Consider the following 18,221-nt stretch of genomic DNA (forward strand, 5'->3'; position numbering starts at 1 on the left):
GAATGAGATTTTCTTCCGGGAAAAGCGAGCATAAATGAAGTAGTTTCAGCGGGTAAAAAGGTAAGTCTGTTTGTACCCTTTTTCAAGCTATAAAATGAAGACTATAACGCACCCTTAGTTGCTTACAAATAGCTTTTGTTAACTCCACAAAAAATAACTCAGCGTGAAAGAAAATAGGAACGTTTAGCCATTTGGTATTAGCATTTATTCTTTTTTCTGCAGCTTTTAATTCTTTTTTATCGTCTCCCTTAACTCTTTGAGATCCTCAAAGAAATCGTATTGGTATTGAATAAATTTTTGATAGGTTTTACCTGAAATAAGATAGGATTCACTAAACAACGTAAAAAAAGTTATAAAACTTAATACATAACCAGAATTTCCTCCCTTTATGAAAAATAATGCAGGTATGCAAATACAAGCTAAACAGAACGCATAATATTTAAGAATTTTGGGACAGAAAAAAGCCCCCCTAGTAACTCGAAAGTTAAGTAAGCAAAAGAATATCGTCAACGGCAATAAGCTACCAACTCAGGCGGAACTTGAATGTAAATGTTAAACACAAGACCAAATGCAGTCCCAGTCCCTATTATCAGTAACATTGCGACGAATAAAAAGCGCCTCATCAATCTCCAAGGCGGAAAAAGTAAACTACCTAACTCTTCTTTGTCCTTATTAGACATTATTGATCTAACTCCTCATATATCCCTATAGCAACTGAGTAAAGACTTCCTGATAATGGACTACCAGAAAAACTCATAGATGCGCCAATCCCATCTTTTATTTGCAACTTAAGAGCCAGCATTATTTGTATTCCAGTGACTCGAATATTCCTCCAACAACACTTCTATTGATTATAATCAGTGGATTAAACTTATTAATTAACATAGGTAAAATACATCGTTTTTTGATATAGCACCGATTATATCGTTTCCAAAATACCACTTAATCAGTGCTATTTGTTTTGATTTTGATAGACTAAGGCAATGTTTTTTTTATATCATGGATAGTCGATGGAAAATAATTTGAAGGTAGCTCGTGTCCATAATTTTTTAACGTATTGTTATGGAATAACAATAGTTATGACATTAATTATTGTTATTTTTATAGGTATTATTTCTTATTGGGTTATTTTTCTTCTTCTAGCTCTTTACGCACTTCATTATTTTGTAGCTAAAGGAGCTAAAGAAAAAAAAGGTTGGGCGAAAATAACTTCAACCGTATTTGCAATAATAATACTTATTATTTTTCCTGTTGGAACTTTAGTTGGTATATACCTTTTATTAAATAATTCAGATTGGAATGAAGCTAACTAATCAGAATAGGGAGGTAGAAAAGAAAACATAATCCCCAAACAATTATATAAGTTAAAAAAGACAACATTAATATACGTTCATTATCTAACACTCTTTTTATTGAAAAATAAAAAGTTAATACTATAGCTAATACCCCTAACCAAAGTAACCAATAAGCAATTGATATTAAATATGAATTTAAATCAATCATTGCCATATTTTTTAATTTATCAAAATTAAAAATCAAAGATAAAGCAACAACAAAAGAAAACAATTGAGATATTATTAATAATACGTTAATTAGACCTATTTTAATTTTAGGCATTTTTTTAATCCATATTATGCAAGATAAATATTTAATTATTCTAAATAGCTGTTTTTACTTCTTGAGCTATTTTTTTGCTTGGTAGGCGTACTATTTTACCTCTTAAAGATGATGCGCCCAATTGGTTACCTGTAGCTGGAATATCAATACCATTTGCAGAGGCTATTGATTCGCCATACTGATTTACAACGTCTACTTTAACATCTACCTTAGTAGTTACTCCGGGGATAAGAAGTCCCTTTATTTCAATTTGTATTGTTTTACCTAAAAGATTAGTTCTTTGAGAAAAGAAATCTTCATGTTTAGGGTTTACTTTGAACCACTCGGTAATAGCAGTACTCATCACTAATGTTGATGATTTTCCTCCGACTTCAAAGAATTGATCTAAGGCATAATTTTGAACTTCCCCTCCTTTTACTTTTTGAATCGCTAAATAGGCATATTTCATGGCTGTTATACCTAATTTAGTTCCAGGCACTCCCATACCGGCGGTTACTACAAGTACTTTTGCATACATATAAAATTCCCTTTTAAAAACAACTAAATTATATAATAATCAAGTAAAAAAAATATGATACCAAAGCACTGCTATTTTATCTATAAAGTTTTTATATTTATTGCTTTAGTTACAGTATAACCATTGTGGTGTGAATTAAAGTATTGTTGCTGTAGATTATTTCTATATGAAATAACAGCACTCCAGATGTTCTAGTTGTGAATGACCCCTTGCTAAAAGTTAAAACAGGCACGTATGACCTCCAAATTATCTTGGATACAAACTTGCGATTTAACATAATCGTCATTATATACAATAGAAGTTACTCTAAATGGTCACGTTTTTTGTGCCTAGCCCTAATAGTAAGTTTTCTAGGTCACTATATCCCCTTTTTCAATTTAGAAATGTCTTGTATTAAAGTAACGTCACTATGGGAAATCTGTTAATATTTTGTTTCAATAACAATGATATTTAAGGATATAAAAATGGGGTACAGTGACTTTGCAAATATTTTTTCAGAAAAAACAAAGCATAAATCAGTTGAAACATATGCTGCAGAGCATCGAATCGATTTAGCTGAACTGAAAGCAACAACAGCAGCAGTATTTAAGGAAAGTGGAAAAATATCCGCTATTAAACATGTGAATGCTTTCTTCGCTCTAGGGCACCCTCTTCCATTATTCTCAACGAAAGATTACGTTGAAAAAATCGAGTTATCTATTAGTAATAAGCGGGTTGAGTAAGCTTCTCGAGGATTTATACCTATTCTAGGTCTGCTTTTTAATTTCCAAAATAGTATGTTTACGTTTAACGGTCTAGGATTCGAACGCGTTTTCGCTGGCGGTGATAATCGTTATTTCTGGGGTGCTATTGCGACGTTAGCGCCTTATAAAATGATACTCACCACTAACAATAAAGGAAGCATAATCGCAATAGTACGATCATGCTTAACCCTACTTTTCATCCCACAAAAAATCATTTAAAAGCAATTAGTTGCAGTTAAATAGTGATTGATTTAGTCTCTAAAAAGTCTTCAAACCCAAATGCGCCCCACTCACGACCATTGCCGGACTGTTTAAAACCACCGAAGGGGGACGTGTACTGATGAATACCACCATTGATACAAATCATACCGGCACGTATTTTTTTAGCCACATTAGTTGCTCGTTTGGGATCTTTTGATTGAATATAGGCGGCTAAACCATAAGGCGTATCATTGGCAATGCTAATCGCTTCAGCTTCATCCTCATAGGAGATCATCACCAGAACAGGACCAAAAATTTCTTCTTGGGCAATATACATATCGTTAGTGACATCGGTAAAAATAGTCGGCTTAGTAAAATAACCTGTTGAAAATCCTTCAGGTTTACCAGCACCACCAGCAAGTAATGTCGCGCCTTCTTTTATCCCTCTGAGGATCATGGCCTGTACTTTTTCAAAGTGTGACTCACTAACCAATGGCCCAATATGATCGCCATGTTCAGCCGGATCACCAACTTTTATTTTATCTATTGTTTCTTTTGCTACTGCAATCGCTTCTTCATACCGACTAGCAGGCACCAACATACGTGTCGGTGCATTACAAGATTGGCCGCTGTTACTCATACAATGCAATATGCCATTCGTCACTGCGGTTTCGATATCTGCATCATCTAAAATAATATTGGGGGATTTACCACCGAGCTCCTGAGTAACGCGTTTAACAGTATCTGCTGCAGATTTTGCGATGGCAATACCAGCACGGGTTGAGCCTGTAAATGAGACCATATCAATATCCTTATGGCCGGAGATTGCGGAGCCTACCCCCATACCATCACCATGCACCATGTTATATACACCAGCCGGATAACCTGCGTCATGTATCATCTGTGAAAATAATTGTGCTGATAAAGGCGCGATTTCACTTGGTTTAAGCACCATTGTACAACCGGTTGCGAGTGCAGGAATAACCTTACAAGCAATTTGATTGATTGGCCAATTCCACGGTGTGATAAAACCACAAACGCCAATCGGTTCTTTAACTATTTCTGCATTACCTAACGTACGTGAGAATTGGTATTCTTTCAGTGCCGATATCGCGGCTTCAATATGCCCCTTACCGCAGTCAGCTTGGGCATTTGTGGAAAAATCAATCGGAGCCCCTATCTCTAGTGAAATAGCCTGTGCCATCGCATCATAGTTATCCATATATTGTTTTAATAATGCTTCTAATAGCGAAATACGCACTTCTACTCTGGTGTTACTAAAAGTAGTAAATGCCGTTTTTGCAGCTTTCACCGCTAGGTCAACATCTTCGGTTGAACCTAAGGATATTGTGCCAACCTGCTCTTCTGTTGTTGGGTTATATACAGGGAAATCTTGTTGGATTGATGGGTTCACCCATTGACCATTAATATAAAATTGACGACAGTCTTGCATGTAAATCTCCAAAATCTATTGTGAGTATGTATTTATAGCCATAACAGAAAACGTCCACTGGCCTTTAATGCAGTTTAAGAATAACGATCCATAAACTGAAACTGCTAATAAAAAATGTAAGCACTTTTAAAAGAACTACCTACACGCGCTAATATGCTCAAAATTAATCGAATGAGGGTAATAATTAACCTCTTGGGACACTCAGAAAATCAGATGGAAGCAATTGTTCTATATGTTTCGCTATGTTTATTGCAACAAGATCATTTCCTCGCTCAGCAATAATTTGCAAACCAACAGGAAGCCCATCTAACTGGCCACATGGAATAGACAATGCGGGTTGTTGGGTCAGATTGAATGGATATGAAAAAGGTGTCCATTCCATCCAATGCTTTTGTTTATCCGACTCGGTATTTTGCCCGGCCTTAAATGCGGTATTTGGTAAGCTAGGCGTTATCAGTGCATCATATTTAGTGTGGAATGCCTGCATTTGTTGGCCAAGCTCTGCTCTACGATCTGCCGCTTTCATATATTCGACGATATCAATTTCACTTCCTGCCATGCCAATTTCTAAGAAACCAGGATCAAGTAAGGCTTTATCTTCAGGACTTAACGTTGAAATGACCTTTGCAGCTCCCGCAAACCAAAGGGTAGAAAACATATCCATGGGATCAGTAAAGCCCGGATCCACCATATCGACATCCGCTCCTAACGCTTCAAGCCTTTTTACAGCATCATCAGTCAGGCGTTTAACGCCAGGGTTTACATCGACGTAACCGAGTGTTGGACTATAAGCAATACGTAATCCTTTGAGTGGTTGTAAATCATTTCCACTCCAAGACTCAGATAAAGTGCGCGTTGAATACCAGTCACGTTTATCTAGTTTGGCTACGGCATCCATCATCAACATGCTGTCCTCAACTGTTCTTGTAATTGGACCAATATGGGAAAGCGTTGTCATTGCACTCGCAGGCCACTGTGGGATATATCCAAAAGTGGGCTTTATTCCAAAAACACCGCAAAATGATGCTGGAATTCGAATAGATCCGCCGGCATCACTGGCCTGATGTAAGATACCTAGATTTAAAGCCGCAGCGACTGCTGCTCCGCCAGATGAACCACCTGATGTTAAATCTGTATTCCAAGGGTTTCGTGTGATACCTGTTAAACGGTTATCTGTCACCCCTTTCCAGCCAAATTCAGGTGTTGTCGTTTTTCCAAGAATAACGGCGCCGCTTTCTCTCATTCTTGCAGAAAATGGCGCGTCAACTTTTACCAATCCTTGATCGCTCGTTAACGAGCCGCTGCGCATCGGCAATCCCTCAACCATGGTTAAATCTTTAATTGAGCTTGGAATACCGTCGATTTGACTTAGCGGAGTACCTTTTTGCCATCGCTGCTCTGACTTTTTTGCAGCTTCGAGAGTAAAGTCTCTATCAACAAAGCTATAGGCATTAACAATAGGATTTTGCTTTTCAATTCTTGCCAAACAGGACTCTGCTACTTCAACGGGAGACAGTTGTTTTGTTTTAAAAAGTTGCCCCAACTCAACAGCCGTCATATCAGCAATGTTGGTATTTTTAATTTCATTCATCTTTAATAATCCTTTAATGGGGAATATAAAATTACAATTCGATTTGCTACATCTATTTTGAGAAAACAATTTTCTATAAAGTAAGTAATATAGGCGTTAATAACGCGAATAATTCTGCTTGTGAGCTGATAACACATCTTGAATAAAGCTGCTTGCGGAACACTTTTACCGTCCCCTTACCTATACCAAGGTTAAGCGCGATAGATAACGAAGAGTGTCCCTGCAGAATGAACATAGCGACTTCAGCTTGGCGAGGAGTAAGCATGATATTACACTGCTTTTTTAGCTCGTCTCTTAGCCTATCCGTTATAGGCGGTAATGAAACATTTATCCCTTCCTCAGGTTGATAATGTCGCCAGTGTTGCTCACATACAGTTGTTAAAACCGATTGAAAAGATTTAATACGAGTTATCTCATTTTTTGAAAATCGCGTGTTGCTCGTACTATCCCGGCCAAAATTAACGGCGATTGTTGTATCATTGGTGATATGAGCAAAAATGGCCATTTCGTCAACCATCGTCGTGTCTCTGTAATATTCCTTGAAATAGCTAGTCTGTTTAAATTTATCCGGCGCAAGATCAAATAACCGATGTACATCTTTTTGTATTCCACTCGAGACTGCATGATAAAAGGGGTCTAATAGGTAAGCCCCTTTAATATACTGACTATCTAACGCGAGAAATAGCTCAGGATTATGATCTCTATATAAAATACTAGGGTTATGATCTTTATGATAAGCAAAGATGATAAAGCTATCGAAACGGACTATTTTTTCAATGAAATAACTGAGCGCTTCAGGGAAATCAACTTGGCCAATAGTACGGATTAATTCACTTAAAGCTTTATCTTGTGCTCTATTCATAAACCTGATTCTCTTTAATTAAATAAACATATTGATGTTTATTCTCTTAGCAATATTAGTCATATGAAACAACCTACTAAGTAGTCAGAGAGAGTTTCATAAACTAAAGTTGCTTATAAAGAAGCACTCACCTCAATAATACTCTGACGCAGAATATCGGCGATATCAGCTATCTGCTCTTCAGTTAAAGTAAGAGGCGGTGACAGAATTAAAATGTTACCCAATGGACGAGCAACTAATCCGCGTCGTTGCGCAACTTCAGCCACTTTTGATCCAACCATATCTTCCGGTGTGAATGGCTCTTTAGTGGCCTTATTTTTCACAAATTCAATGCCGATCATAAAGTGGCTACCTCGTACCTCTCCAACGAGTTCAAGATCATTAAGTTCCTTCAATGAGCGTTCAAAAATCTTACCTGTATCTTGTACCTGCTCTAGTAACTTCTCTTGCTCCATGATCGCAATGTTTGTAAGTGCAGCAGCAGAGGCAGCCGGATGACCAGAGTAAGTCATGCCATGAGAAAACAGCCCATCAGGACCCGATATAACCTCGTGGATCTCGTCTGAAATAATGGTCGCAGATAAAGGTTGATAGCCTGAAGTTAACCCTTTCGCTGTCGTAATAATATCGGGAGTAACACCGAAAACATCTTTTGAAGCAAAAAAGTGACCCAAACGGCCAAAGGAAGTGACAACCTCATCTGAAATATATTTTATTTCATTTTCTGCACAAACTTCAGCCATTCGAGCATGGTAACCTTCAGGAGGTACAATAACTCCGCCCGCTCCCATAATTGGCTCTGCAATAAACGCAGCTATATTTTCAGCACCTGTATTATGAATATTTGTTTTAAGATCCATAATTAATGCATCCAAAAACTCAGTTTCACTCATTCCTTCCCCCTCTCGCCAATAATGAGGGCTACGTAAATGTTGTACGAGATCAGAAGCACAATCCCACCCTTCGGAATAAGCAGGTGTTGTCATTGCCATCGCGAGGTGAGTTGAACCGTGATAAGCACCAATACGGCTTAGTATTTTCTTTTTATTAGGTCGGCCTAGACGATTATTGTAATGGTGCAGCAAACGTATAGCGGTATCATTCGCCACTGAACCAGAGTTACCAAAATGAACATGATTCAATGACCCTGGTGCTAATTGCGCAATTTTTTGTGCTAATGCTGCCGCTGTTGGATGGGTAAAATTATAAAAAGTCGAATAATAATCTAGCGTTTTAAGTTGACTCGAAATGGCCTCTATCATTTCTTCGCGACCGTGCCCAATATTGACGCACCATAAGCCCCCGATTCCATCAAGCAAACTTTCACCGTCGCCATTTTTAACATAAACCCCCTTTGCCTCAGAAATCACCGTACGTGAATCAGCCTGCTTCAATGCATTTAGATCGGCAAATGACTGAACTAAGTGAGAGTCTGCTGCAAGCACCGATGCTGTATCTGTTGCCACGTTAATTGTTTTCAATTTTCAATACCTCTTTATCTCTTTCTGTGAATACCCTGCTGGCTGATAGCCCAACAAATCAACATCAGCTATGATCAGTCATTTGATAGCTATCAGCCCTTATCCCATTATTTTTTCAATCGTGTCCAAATTGCGTTATACATTTCCTGTACTTCCTGAGAACAAGTTTCGACAAAGACACCTTTTGAACCTTTAGGTGGATTAGCTTCAGGTGAGTCTTTAACTTCAGCTAATAGGAAGGGTTCAGTGTTATCAACGCCAGGAGAGTATTTTGCGAAGTTACTTAACTCGGCTGCATTTTCAGGTTCAAGTAAGAAGTTCATGAACTTCAACGCATTTTCACGGTTTGGTGCATCTTTCAAAAGAACGAGATTATCCATCCAGACAATAAATCCTTCTTTAGGGAATGCATATTCAACATTTGCTCCTTCTGCACGTGCTTTAGCCGAGAAACCAGACCAAATCATGCCTGCAGTTACATCTCCAGAAACAAGTACGTCTTTAGCGACATCGGAACCAAAAGAAGCCCAATCCTTTTTCGCTGTATTAACCAGATTACTCAATGACTTTAATTGTTCTCTATCGGTGCTACATTGCGGTATCCCTAGATATACAGAAGCTAGGGTTAATGTTTCGCCTGCAGTATCAAGTACATTAATCTTGCCCTTTAACTCCTCTGGCGGGTTAAAAATAACAGACAAGGAATCAATCGAACCTTTGTAAATATCACGATTTACAGAAAAGGACGTAGACCCCCATTGATAAGGGATAGAACTCTTTCTACCAGGATCAAATGACACATCTAACCATTGTTTACTTATATTGCTAAAATTGGACAATTCTTCAGGTTTAAATGTATCGAGCATGCCTTCATTAGCCATGATTTTAACCATGTAATCCCCTGGCACAGCAAGGTCATAACTACCTAACTTTCCTGCTTTTAGCGAAGCAAGCATTGCTTCATTACTATCAAAGGTATCCGTGGTAACTGCAACATCATATTCCTCTGAAAACTTATCAAGTAATGATTTAGGCATATACTCAAACCAGTTATAAAGAGATAACGTCCCAGCAGCTTGTGCATTTGCCGATAATGCTAATAAAAGTATTAAGGCAGGTTTAATCAGTTTTTTCATAGGAAACTCCATTTAGTTGATTACTTTGCTTTATTCAATTGATCTTTACGACCAAGGAACCAAGACAGGGATACAAAAATGACTGAGACTCCGAGCATAAGCGTAGAAATAGCCATGATATTAGGCTTAATTCCCTGCTTAACAGAGCCAAAGATAGCGGTTGGTAATGTTTCTATACCAGCACCTTTTACAAAGCTGGTAATAAGAAAGTCATCTAGCGATATGATGAAAGCAAGTATGAAACCGGATAAAATCCCAGGCATCATTATTGGCAACAGAATATCTTTAAAGGCTTGCTTTGGTGAAGCATAAAGATCCATCGCAGCTTGTTCATACATATCAGGGATACTCTGCATACGGGCAGATATCGGTAAATAAGCAAATGGGATACAAAAAACCGTATGGGCAAGAAAAATAGTAAATAAGCCTCCTCCCATACCAATCGCAGAGAAAAACACCAAACTCGCAACTGCGGTTACAATTTCAGGTACCATCAGTGGTAAATTAATCAAAGCAAACCCAGCGGTTTTCCCGCTAAATCGACCACCTCTTGTCATCGCAACTGAAGCAGCAAGTGCAATCATGGTTGCCACCGTACTTGCGCTAACAGCAATAAGTAATGAGTTAATGGCTGCCTGCTTAAACTTTAAAGACTCGGGTCCAGTAAATACGTCGATATACCAAGTAAAAGAAAAACCGCCCCAATTAGTCAATGAAGTTGATGCATTGAACGAATACACGCCGACAACAAGTAATGGTGCATAGAGGATGATTAAGCAAAAAATAGTTATCCCTTTAAAGCCAGTAAAATTTTTTACATTTGATAGACTCGCCATTATTTTGTCTCCTCTTTATTTTGATTACGTGCATAAATAAGTAGAACGCTCATAACGATAGTCAGCAAAATCATTGAGATGGCTGCACCAAAAGGCCAATTCCCTGCAGCACCTTTGAACTGTTCCTCAATCAAAGAGCCAATCATAAAGCTCTTTGCTCCCCCTAATAGGTCCGGCGCAAGAAAGGCACCCAGTGACGGAACAAAAACTAACAGTGAGCCTGCAATAATTCCAGGTCTAACAACAGGCAAAATAACTTTCCTCAATGTTGTCCAAGTGCCAGCATAAAGATCTGAAGCGGCCTCGGATAAGGAAAAATCATAGCGCTCTACTGCTGCATATATAGGTAGAACCATAAAAGGTAGGTAGCTATAAAATAGACCAATAAGCACTGCAAAATCTGTATTAATAATGCCGAGAGGCTCTGTGATCCCCCCCGTCCAGAGTAAAAACTCATTTAAAGGACCTGAATCACGAAGTAAAAACTTCATTGAAATAGTGCGGATTAACAAATTTACCCAGTAAGGTATTGTGATTAAAAAAAGCCATAATGGACGCATCTTTTCATCACGCGTTGCAATGAACCAAGCAGTAGGAAAACCAATCAATAAACAAGTGATTGTGGCTAAACTCGCCTGTGTAATTGAACGAATAAAAATATTGATATAGGTCCACTCTATTTGTGCAGGATCATCGCCAAACAGTCCCCTATCTAAAAAGAACTGGTCATAGGACTTTATTGAAAACTCCCAAATAACACCGCCGTGAAACTCTTTAGTTAAAAAGGAATAGGTTGCCATAACGAAAACTGGGATCAGCAAAAATATACCAATCATGAACCATGATGGAATCATTAACCGAAGTGCATTACCTTTATAGATATTAGAAGTGGAAGCGCCCATTGACGCGCCAGCAGCCATTAATCAACTAACAAGCGCGCTGCACCTGCCTCCAATTTTAAGCCAACAGTCTTTCCCACTTCAGGAATGCTAAGTGACTCTGAATTTTGTAACCTAATCGCCATAGTCTCACCATCTGCTAAAAGGAGTTGTACATGAATATCTGTTCCTAGATAAACTTGTTCTGAAATCGTTGCAATTAAGTCACCTTCTTCTTGAGCACATAAACTCATACGCTCCGGACGAACTGACAAGTGCCCTTTTCCAGAATTTACCACTGCAGCTGCTGGACACGAGAAAGGTTGACCACCAGGCAATTTAATACTTGCCGTGCCGTCAACAACGGAGATGACTTCTACATCTAATAAATTCGTTTCACCAATAAAATCAGCGACAAAACGATTAACAGGCGCTTCATAAATTTCTTTTGGTGTCCCCACCTGCTGAATATAACCATTGCCCATTACGGCAATGCGGTCTGACATAGTCAGTGCTTCTTCTTGGTCATGAGTAACAAAGATAAAAGCGATACCTGTTTCCCGCTGTAGCTGTTTAAGCTGAACTCGAACAGACTGTCGAAGTTTTAAATCCAATGCAGAAAGCGGCTCATCTAACAACAAAACTTTTGGACGTGGTGCAAGTGCTCTCGCAAGCGCAACCCTTTGTTGCTGCCCCCCTGAAAGTTGAGTAGGTTTACGCTTAGCAAAATCATCTAATTGCACAAGCTTCAACATATCATCGGCTCGACGAACCGCTTCATATTTACTCCAACCACTATTTAGGAGCCCAAACATGACATTTTCTTCTACGGTCATATGAGGAAACAATGCGTACTGTTGAAATACTGTATTGATAGGTCTTTTATGGGGAGGTAAAGGCGTCAAATCACTTCCATCAAGCGCAATACTTCCATCACTTACTTCCTCAAATCCAGCAATGCAGCGTAATAAAGTCGTCTTTCCACAGCCTGATGGCCCAAGGAGTGTGAAAAATTCGTTTTGACGAATATCTAATGAGATATTATGTAATGCAGTGACCGAACCATAGCGCTTCACTACATGATCGATATCAATTGCAACATCTGGTTTAGTCATATATATGTCCCTTATAAGAAATATCACCTTTCGATTGATATAATAACCAAGCAGAAAAATGAGGTATATACACCCAGAGGGGTATATACCTTTAAATATAACTAAAATTAATTATGGGGATATTAAGGGGTATAAGAGACGATAATGTATTTATTTTAAGATTGATTTTATGGAAAATTTACGAGCCAATCTTTATCACCAACAAATAACGACTCAGATATTTAACACATAAAAACAAACACTTAAAAACAAAAGCAAGCTAGTCAACTAGAATCAGTAACCGATAAACCACTTTATAGACTTTGTTTTCAAAACGTTATAAAAAATGAAAAATAAAATCAGTCTACATGTGAACACTTTCTAGAAAACACGATTTAAAAATAGTTTCTGCTGATGCATTCCGGCTTTATTTTTCTTCTTTAAAAGTAAAAATACGTATGCAATGATAGGGGCTTTACGGAGGAAATAAAAAATCCTATAAATACAAACTTTAAGGTTATTTATAAAAACACTATTCGATATTTTGAATCTGCTTATTAAGTAAAATTTAAAATAGAACTAAATACCCTTGAATGAATGATCACACAAGGCAATGCTCGCTAATTGCCGAAAGCGAGCAGAATTGTCACTTTGATTATCTTGCTTAAGAAAACCTCAGCAACTCGTGATAGAGACAAAAACGCCTTGCCAAATCCATCTACTTTTGAAGCCAATGACAGCTTTGCGACTGATGCATGTTACTAAATCGATGAGCGACCAGCAAAACGTTCATATCCTAATCCACTAATATCGATAGAAGGTGTTTCATCATTGGCTAATTCTGCTAGTACCGTTCCTACGGAAGGAGAAATGCCAAATCCATGACCGGAGAGTCCACATCCTAGAATCAATCCAGGAACATTTTCAACGTTACTCAATACAGGAACCTTATCTTCGCACCAATCAATAACCCCCACCCAACTGCGCACTACCTTTGCATGTTTCAATGCGGGAATATATCCAAGAATCCCACGGCAGGTATCCGCAGTCGCTTCAATAGGCGTTTGATCGGCCGTACTACTAATAAGTTTCGGATCCAACGCGTTACCACCACCGAAAACAAAGGAACCATGAGTTGTCTGATGACCGTAGAAATCGGCCATCGCAGTACCTAACATCTGATAAAACATAGGGGGTTGTGCATCGGTGATCAATGTATCTAAAGCCACCTTAGCCATCGGTACATCGACACCAACGCTCTGTGAAATGGGGCGACTTTCAAGTCCCGCTGTAAGCACGATTTTGTCTGCTTCGAACATTCCGTCAGTGGTGATAACCTGGCGCAACTCACCTGATACCATTTTTAATGACAATACATTCTGCTCCGTTAGAAAACACACACCTAGTTGCCGAGCAGCGTTATGGAAGGCTAATGTTGCCTGTAATGGATTAGCGTGACCGTCGCTTGGACACCAGCTAGCGCCAATAACCTCATCGGAAAGATGCGGGCAAATTTCTCTGACCTCTTCGCCACTGATCATTTTCACATCAAGACCTTGGGCAACAGCCGTTGCGGTCAATCCCTTAAGAATATCAAGATGCGCGTCTGTTTTCCCCAAGCGTAGGTTTCCATGTTGGTAATATTCTACATTTGTCCCTAGTTCTTCAGAAAGATTTGGCCAAAGATTTTGTACACCGTGCATGGCTAATGGAAGTTCACGTTTATCACGTCCGGACTGGCGTACACCGCCGCCGTTACGGCTAGAGCCTCCATACCCGATGACTTTACTCTTTTCCAGTACGATTACCGACTTACCTTTTTTTGCCAAATAATAGGCCGTCGAACACCCAATGATTCCGCCGCCAATGATGATAACATCTGCACTTTTTTTCATTATAATTCTCTTCTGTAATGAGGCGGGAAGTTAACGCTGAGTTCCCGCGTATTCCAAACGACACAACCAACTTTTAACCCCGTAGAATGGTCTCAATCCTTGTCGCTAAATTTCATGTTGGCGTATTGTTCAATACTTAATGGCTTCAATGGTGTCCGAACACTTAACGCCCCCACCTCTTTAATATCAATTGAACAACTGTCGGCAATGATTTCGGAGATAGTCGCTGCACACATCCGCCCTTGACATGGCCCCATACCGGAACGCGTTCTCGCTTTTATTTGCGCAGGATGCCGTGCGCCCTGAGCGATTGCTTCGCGGATCTGACCGCGAGTTATTTCTTCACAACGACAAACTAGCACATCATCGTCTGCAGGGCTTAAGGTTTGAGGATTAGGTGGAAAAACATGGTCGAGGAAGGGACGAATTAAAGTTTCTTTCTTGAGATTTTTTCGATGCTCAATAGCAAGCCTATCGCGTTCAGACTCACTGATTTTATCGAGTTTAAAGGCACTTCCAATCGCAGCTAAATGACCTCTAACCGTCGCCATCGGCCCACCTCCGATACCAGCGGCATCACCTGCAATCGACACCCCATCAACACTTGTCTGTCCCCATAAATCAATCTCGGGTTTCCAATAACGCTGTGGCTCGTACCATTCATGCTTACATTTCAGTGCTTGGCTTAAACGCAAATTAGGCACCACCCCTTCGTGTAATAACACGGATTTTGCAGGAATGTCCTTCTGCTTACCACGATAGGTAAAGCGTAAACCTTCTGCTCGCGACTCACCGAGCACTTCAAGATGACGACAACCGATATAAAGCGGCACGCCTGCACGCTTCACCTTCCAACGCATTTGCAGACCTTTTATCAGATAACTACATCGAAGCAATGCACCTGGCAAGAAGGGAGTTGCTTTGATGTAATCTTTGATGCTGGCCGTTTCAACCATTGCTGCAATTTCAACACCATTATCAACGAGATGACAAGCAGCCTGTAATAGCAAAGGACCACTTCCTGCGAGGACAACCGGTTCATCCGGTGCCATATCTGCAGATTTAAATAAAATATCTGCAGCGGCGGCGCCCATTACACCGGGTAATGTCCAATTTTTCATCGGTACAGGTCGCTCCGCAGCACCAATACTCAATAACATTCGACGTCCATGCACACGTTGAGTAACACCTGTAGTGAGCAAATCAACATCGAAATTATTGGTAATATTTAACACTGTCGTGTTTGGCATATAAGTGACGTTCGAGGCTCTAAAGTCTTCAACAAGCGCTTTTCCTGCGAAATAATCTTTACCAAGCACATCGACGTTTTCTGGGCGGCTACGCTCCATCGAACGATAAATTTGACCGCCCGGCTCAGGCTGCTCATCGACCACAAGAATATTAAGACCTAAGTTATCCCCCGTCACAGCAGCGGCAAGTCCACCCGGCCCTGAGCCAATAATAATAACGTCGTAAATTTTATCCATTAGCCGACACCTTCTTGCCATTTTGACGATTAACAATCATCCCTTCGCGTACTTGAATAGCACAGGCCTGTTGATTCGGGATTCCATCAATCTCCATTAAACATTCAAAACAAACGCCCATCTGGCAATATCCTGCACGGTGTGAGCCACTAATCGGTGAAGTGCGGTTATAACCAGCTCCTGCTGCCATCACCGAGGCGAGAACGGTTTCACCGACAGGAACCTGTAACTGTTCGCCTTCAAAGGTAATAGTTACAAGTTCTGTCGTTGGGCTATTTTCATGCAATCTTTTCAACATACTTAACTCCTTGCTGCCTACGAAGTGCCATCCGTAGCCACTTTATTATTCGGCTACGACTTCGCAACCTAGCATCGCTTCAAGTTCGATCTCAACTAACTGGCTAGGGCGATTAAGTTTAGGGGTTTCGACCATGGTAAAAAGAGGGCGGAACTCTTTGAAAAATTCACTATATGCTTTGGCTACCTCTTGGGCCTGCCCCATATCGGTAACATAAACTTTAACCTTGTAGACATCTTTAGCCTCAGCATCAGCGCGCTTAAGAAGCTCAATAAATTTTACGAAGATATATTTAGCTTGTTCGTAAGCCGTTGTACCAAAAACTTCTCCGTCAGGCTGAACGGCGGTTGTACCAGCAATACAAATCCGATCACCAATCTTAACCATACGTGAATAGCCTGCAAGATCTTCTAGTTTTGCGCCTGATGAATAATTAATACGTTGCATAATGCTTCTCTTTATTAAATTGATTTAGGGGAAGTTATGGGCTGGAGAAACAAACGATCCCCACCAGTTACATTTGATACTATCACTGCAATTTAGGGGCGTATTGTATTTTTACGACATCGATATTAGGTATTTTATATGATCGATTTAGCTGTTATTTACAGGTAGCTTATGTTTAATTTTATGTGCTAAAAAACATCCTCCAACAACATATACCCGTTACCAATCAAGATGCGTTTATCAGTCACTAGCTCGGATACCAAGGCAAGGCGTAACATGATGACCTTTCGAGCGATTAACTGCGTTAATCCTCTATCGGTAGATGTAAAAACAAGACTTTACATCTTTAATGGCTAGTCCTTATCGAATGTTATAACGCAGTATTGCCATGGTTTATAATAAACGAGCTAGTGACCCGCAGGGCAAGACGAGAGGCAAACATCTTCGTTGTTATAAAGTCTCGATTTAACCCGTTAGATCTTCACCTTTATGCCTAGAATCTGCTCACCTCTCGTCTTGCTGATTTCTGCATCTTGAATGGTAACGGGTATAAGACTATTCAAAGAAAAAAAGCCCTGCTATTTTTATATAGCAGAGCTTCCCCTTCTTATGAACTTTTGATTAATGATCTTTCGTCAAAAAGAGCACAAATAAAATTTATATCGATTCAATAATGGTTGCCAGCCTTTCTAGTGACCAAGCCAAAGGATCAATTTGTTCTGGAGGAAGAGGAATAAGTGTACGCATAGGGGGAAGTACAAGGTAAGCCAAACCACCACCGTAGGGTGTTAATATGGTTTCCACACGATCATCTTGAATATTAATTTCTAATTTATCGAGGTCAATAGAAAGCAAGGTTTGTTTTAGTTTAGTATCTGCATTTAATGCATCTAACAAATTTGAACTAAATTCTCCATTAGCCACACCGATAAAGGGCCCTCCTCGGCTTCCTTTAAAGATTAGCTTTGTCATATCAGAACATGTTACTTCATGAGAAAATATAAAATTCATTGCACAGGTGCCCCCCATCCAACGCTTCTTAAACTCTGGTTCTACTCTTAAGCTTTCAAGTACTGATGGCGGAGTACTAAAACTAACAGCTCCCTCTTCAGTTTGATCCACTTCGCCCCAACTTTCAGAAAATGCAGCTGTATGTTTAAAAATGGCAGAATGAGCCATCATAAAGGTGCTGGTCTTTACACTCATGTTGTTTTTCCTATGCTATGACACTAAATCTATAAAGTAGATTATCTGTTCATAAAAACAATGAACAGATAATTATACCCGTTACCATTCAAGATGCAGAAATCAGCATCTTGATTGGTAACGGGTATATCAGCACTATAATTAGTCTTGCTCACCAGTGCGAATATTGTAGGACTCAGCAACAGGAATAACGAAAACGCGGCCATCGCCATGATTCCCTTCACCTACACGAGCAGCATCCATAATCGCTTTAACAGCTTTATCTTTAACGTTATCTTCAACCACTGTCTGAATAAGCTCTTTAGGAAGATCTTTATAGCTGATGTCTCCTACTTTAAGTCCACTTTGCTTACCTCGACCAATAACGGGTACTTTTGTAAAGGCTTGTATACCAACATCGGCAAGTGCTTCGGTAACTTCTATCGTTTTCTCTGGACGAATTATTGCTTGAATTAAAATCATGTTTATTTCCTTTTCAT

General features: G+C 39.5%; 18 protein-coding genes. 2 read left to right on the plus strand and 16 right to left on the minus strand.

The genetic code is table 11. The features are described 5' to 3' along the window. Positions 1-1,010 precede the first annotated feature (1,010 nt). Positions 1,011-1,313 carry a hypothetical protein gene (locus tag ACR30L_RS16270; protein ID WP_435235299.1) on the plus strand — a complete coding sequence of 101 codons (303 nt, stop codon included), beginning with the start codon at positions 1,011-1,013 and terminating at the stop codon, positions 1,311-1,313. On the opposite strand, the gene ACR30L_RS16275 is transcribed toward ACR30L_RS16270, so the two are convergent. Both ACR30L_RS16275 and ACR30L_RS16280 read right to left on the minus strand, forming a co-directional pair. Continuing rightward, positions 1,306-1,617: a hypothetical protein gene (locus ACR30L_RS16275; protein WP_435235300.1), complete on the minus strand. Its 312-nt coding sequence runs from the start codon at positions 1,615-1,617 to the stop codon at positions 1,306-1,308. The two genes, ACR30L_RS16270 and ACR30L_RS16275, sit on opposite strands and share 8 nt — an antisense overlap. Before the next feature lie 40 nt (positions 1,618-1,657). Further along, positions 1,658-2,134 carry a hypothetical protein gene (locus tag ACR30L_RS16280; protein ID WP_435235301.1) on the minus strand — a complete coding sequence of 159 codons (477 nt, stop codon included), beginning with the start codon at positions 2,132-2,134 and terminating at the stop codon, positions 1,658-1,660. Positions 2,135-2,598: 464 nt separating this feature from the next. On the opposite strand from ACR30L_RS16280, the gene ACR30L_RS16285 reads away from it, so the two are divergent. After that, positions 2,599-2,856 (plus strand): hypothetical protein, encoded by a 258-nt coding sequence (locus ACR30L_RS16285; protein WP_435235302.1) that lies wholly within the window; start codon positions 2,599-2,601, stop codon positions 2,854-2,856. A gap of 256 nt (positions 2,857-3,112) precedes the next feature. Here the strand turns inward: ACR30L_RS16285 and ACR30L_RS16290 are convergent, their stop codons facing one another. From ACR30L_RS16290 to ACR30L_RS16355, 14 genes are all read right to left on the minus strand, one after another. Beyond that, on the minus strand, positions 3,113-4,531 hold the full coding sequence (locus ACR30L_RS16290) for an aldehyde dehydrogenase family protein (protein ID WP_435235303.1): 1,419 nt from the start codon (positions 4,529-4,531) through the stop codon (positions 3,113-3,115). Between the two features lie 184 nt (positions 4,532-4,715). Next, positions 4,716-6,122: an amidase gene (locus ACR30L_RS16295; RefSeq protein WP_435235304.1), complete on the minus strand. Its 1,407-nt coding sequence runs from the start codon at positions 6,120-6,122 to the stop codon at positions 4,716-4,718. A gap of 73 nt (positions 6,123-6,195) precedes the next feature. Continuing rightward, complete coding sequence (locus ACR30L_RS16300) at positions 6,196-6,984, minus strand: helix-turn-helix transcriptional regulator (protein ID WP_435235305.1); 789 nt, start codon at positions 6,982-6,984, stop codon at positions 6,196-6,198. Positions 6,985-7,097: 113 nt separating this feature from the next. Continuing rightward, the gene (locus ACR30L_RS16305) at positions 7,098-8,465 is read right to left on the minus strand and encodes an aminotransferase class III-fold pyridoxal phosphate-dependent enzyme (RefSeq protein ID WP_435235306.1); all 1,368 of its coding nucleotides are present in this window, start codon (positions 8,463-8,465) and stop codon (positions 7,098-7,100) included. 107 nt (positions 8,466-8,572) lie between these two features. Next, positions 8,573-9,601 carry an extracellular solute-binding protein gene (locus ACR30L_RS16310; RefSeq protein ID WP_435235307.1) on the minus strand — a complete coding sequence of 343 codons (1,029 nt, stop codon included), beginning with the start codon at positions 9,599-9,601 and terminating at the stop codon, positions 8,573-8,575. Positions 9,602-9,621: 20 nt separating this feature from the next. After that, positions 9,622-10,437: an ABC transporter permease gene (locus tag ACR30L_RS16315; RefSeq protein ID WP_435235308.1), complete on the minus strand. Its 816-nt coding sequence runs from the start codon at positions 10,435-10,437 to the stop codon at positions 9,622-9,624. Beyond that, entirely contained in the window at positions 10,437-11,357 is a 921-nt protein-coding gene (locus ACR30L_RS16320; protein WP_435235309.1) for an ABC transporter permease, read from the minus strand. The genes ACR30L_RS16315 and ACR30L_RS16320 overlap by 1 nt, the downstream gene beginning before the upstream one ends. Then, entirely contained in the window at positions 11,357-12,430 is a 1,074-nt protein-coding gene (locus ACR30L_RS16325; protein WP_435235310.1) for an ABC transporter ATP-binding protein, read from the minus strand. Before ACR30L_RS16325 ends, ACR30L_RS16320 begins: the two co-directional genes overlap by 1 nt. Positions 12,431-13,170: 740 nt before the next feature. Next, positions 13,171-14,304 (minus strand): NAD(P)/FAD-dependent oxidoreductase, encoded by a 1,134-nt coding sequence (locus tag ACR30L_RS16330; RefSeq protein ID WP_435235311.1) that lies wholly within the window; start codon positions 14,302-14,304, stop codon positions 13,171-13,173. A gap of 92 nt (positions 14,305-14,396) precedes the next feature. Further along, positions 14,397-15,791: an FAD-dependent oxidoreductase gene (locus ACR30L_RS16335; protein ID WP_435235312.1), complete on the minus strand. Its 1,395-nt coding sequence runs from the start codon at positions 15,789-15,791 to the stop codon at positions 14,397-14,399. After that, positions 15,784-16,089, minus strand: a complete 306-nt coding sequence (locus tag ACR30L_RS16340; protein WP_435235313.1) for a (2Fe-2S)-binding protein — start codon at positions 16,087-16,089, stop codon at positions 15,784-15,786. Before ACR30L_RS16340 ends, ACR30L_RS16335 begins: the two co-directional genes overlap by 8 nt. Positions 16,090-16,134: 45 nt before the next feature. Next, positions 16,135-16,536, minus strand: coding sequence for a Rid family hydrolase (locus ACR30L_RS16345; protein ID WP_435235314.1), 402 nt, complete (start codon positions 16,534-16,536; stop codon positions 16,135-16,137). Between the two features lie 657 nt (positions 16,537-17,193). Then, positions 17,194-17,742, minus strand: a complete 549-nt coding sequence (locus ACR30L_RS16350) for a DUF3156 family protein (RefSeq protein WP_435235315.1) — start codon at positions 17,740-17,742, stop codon at positions 17,194-17,196. A gap of 141 nt (positions 17,743-17,883) precedes the next feature. Beyond that, positions 17,884-18,204, minus strand: coding sequence for a P-II family nitrogen regulator (locus ACR30L_RS16355; protein WP_435235316.1), 321 nt, complete (start codon positions 18,202-18,204; stop codon positions 17,884-17,886). Positions 18,205-18,221: the final 17 nt, after the last annotated feature.

It is taken from the genome of Psychromonas saccharinae (genome assembly GCF_051201515.1).
Classification (GTDB): Bacteria; Pseudomonadota; Gammaproteobacteria; order Enterobacterales; family Psychromonadaceae; genus Psychromonas.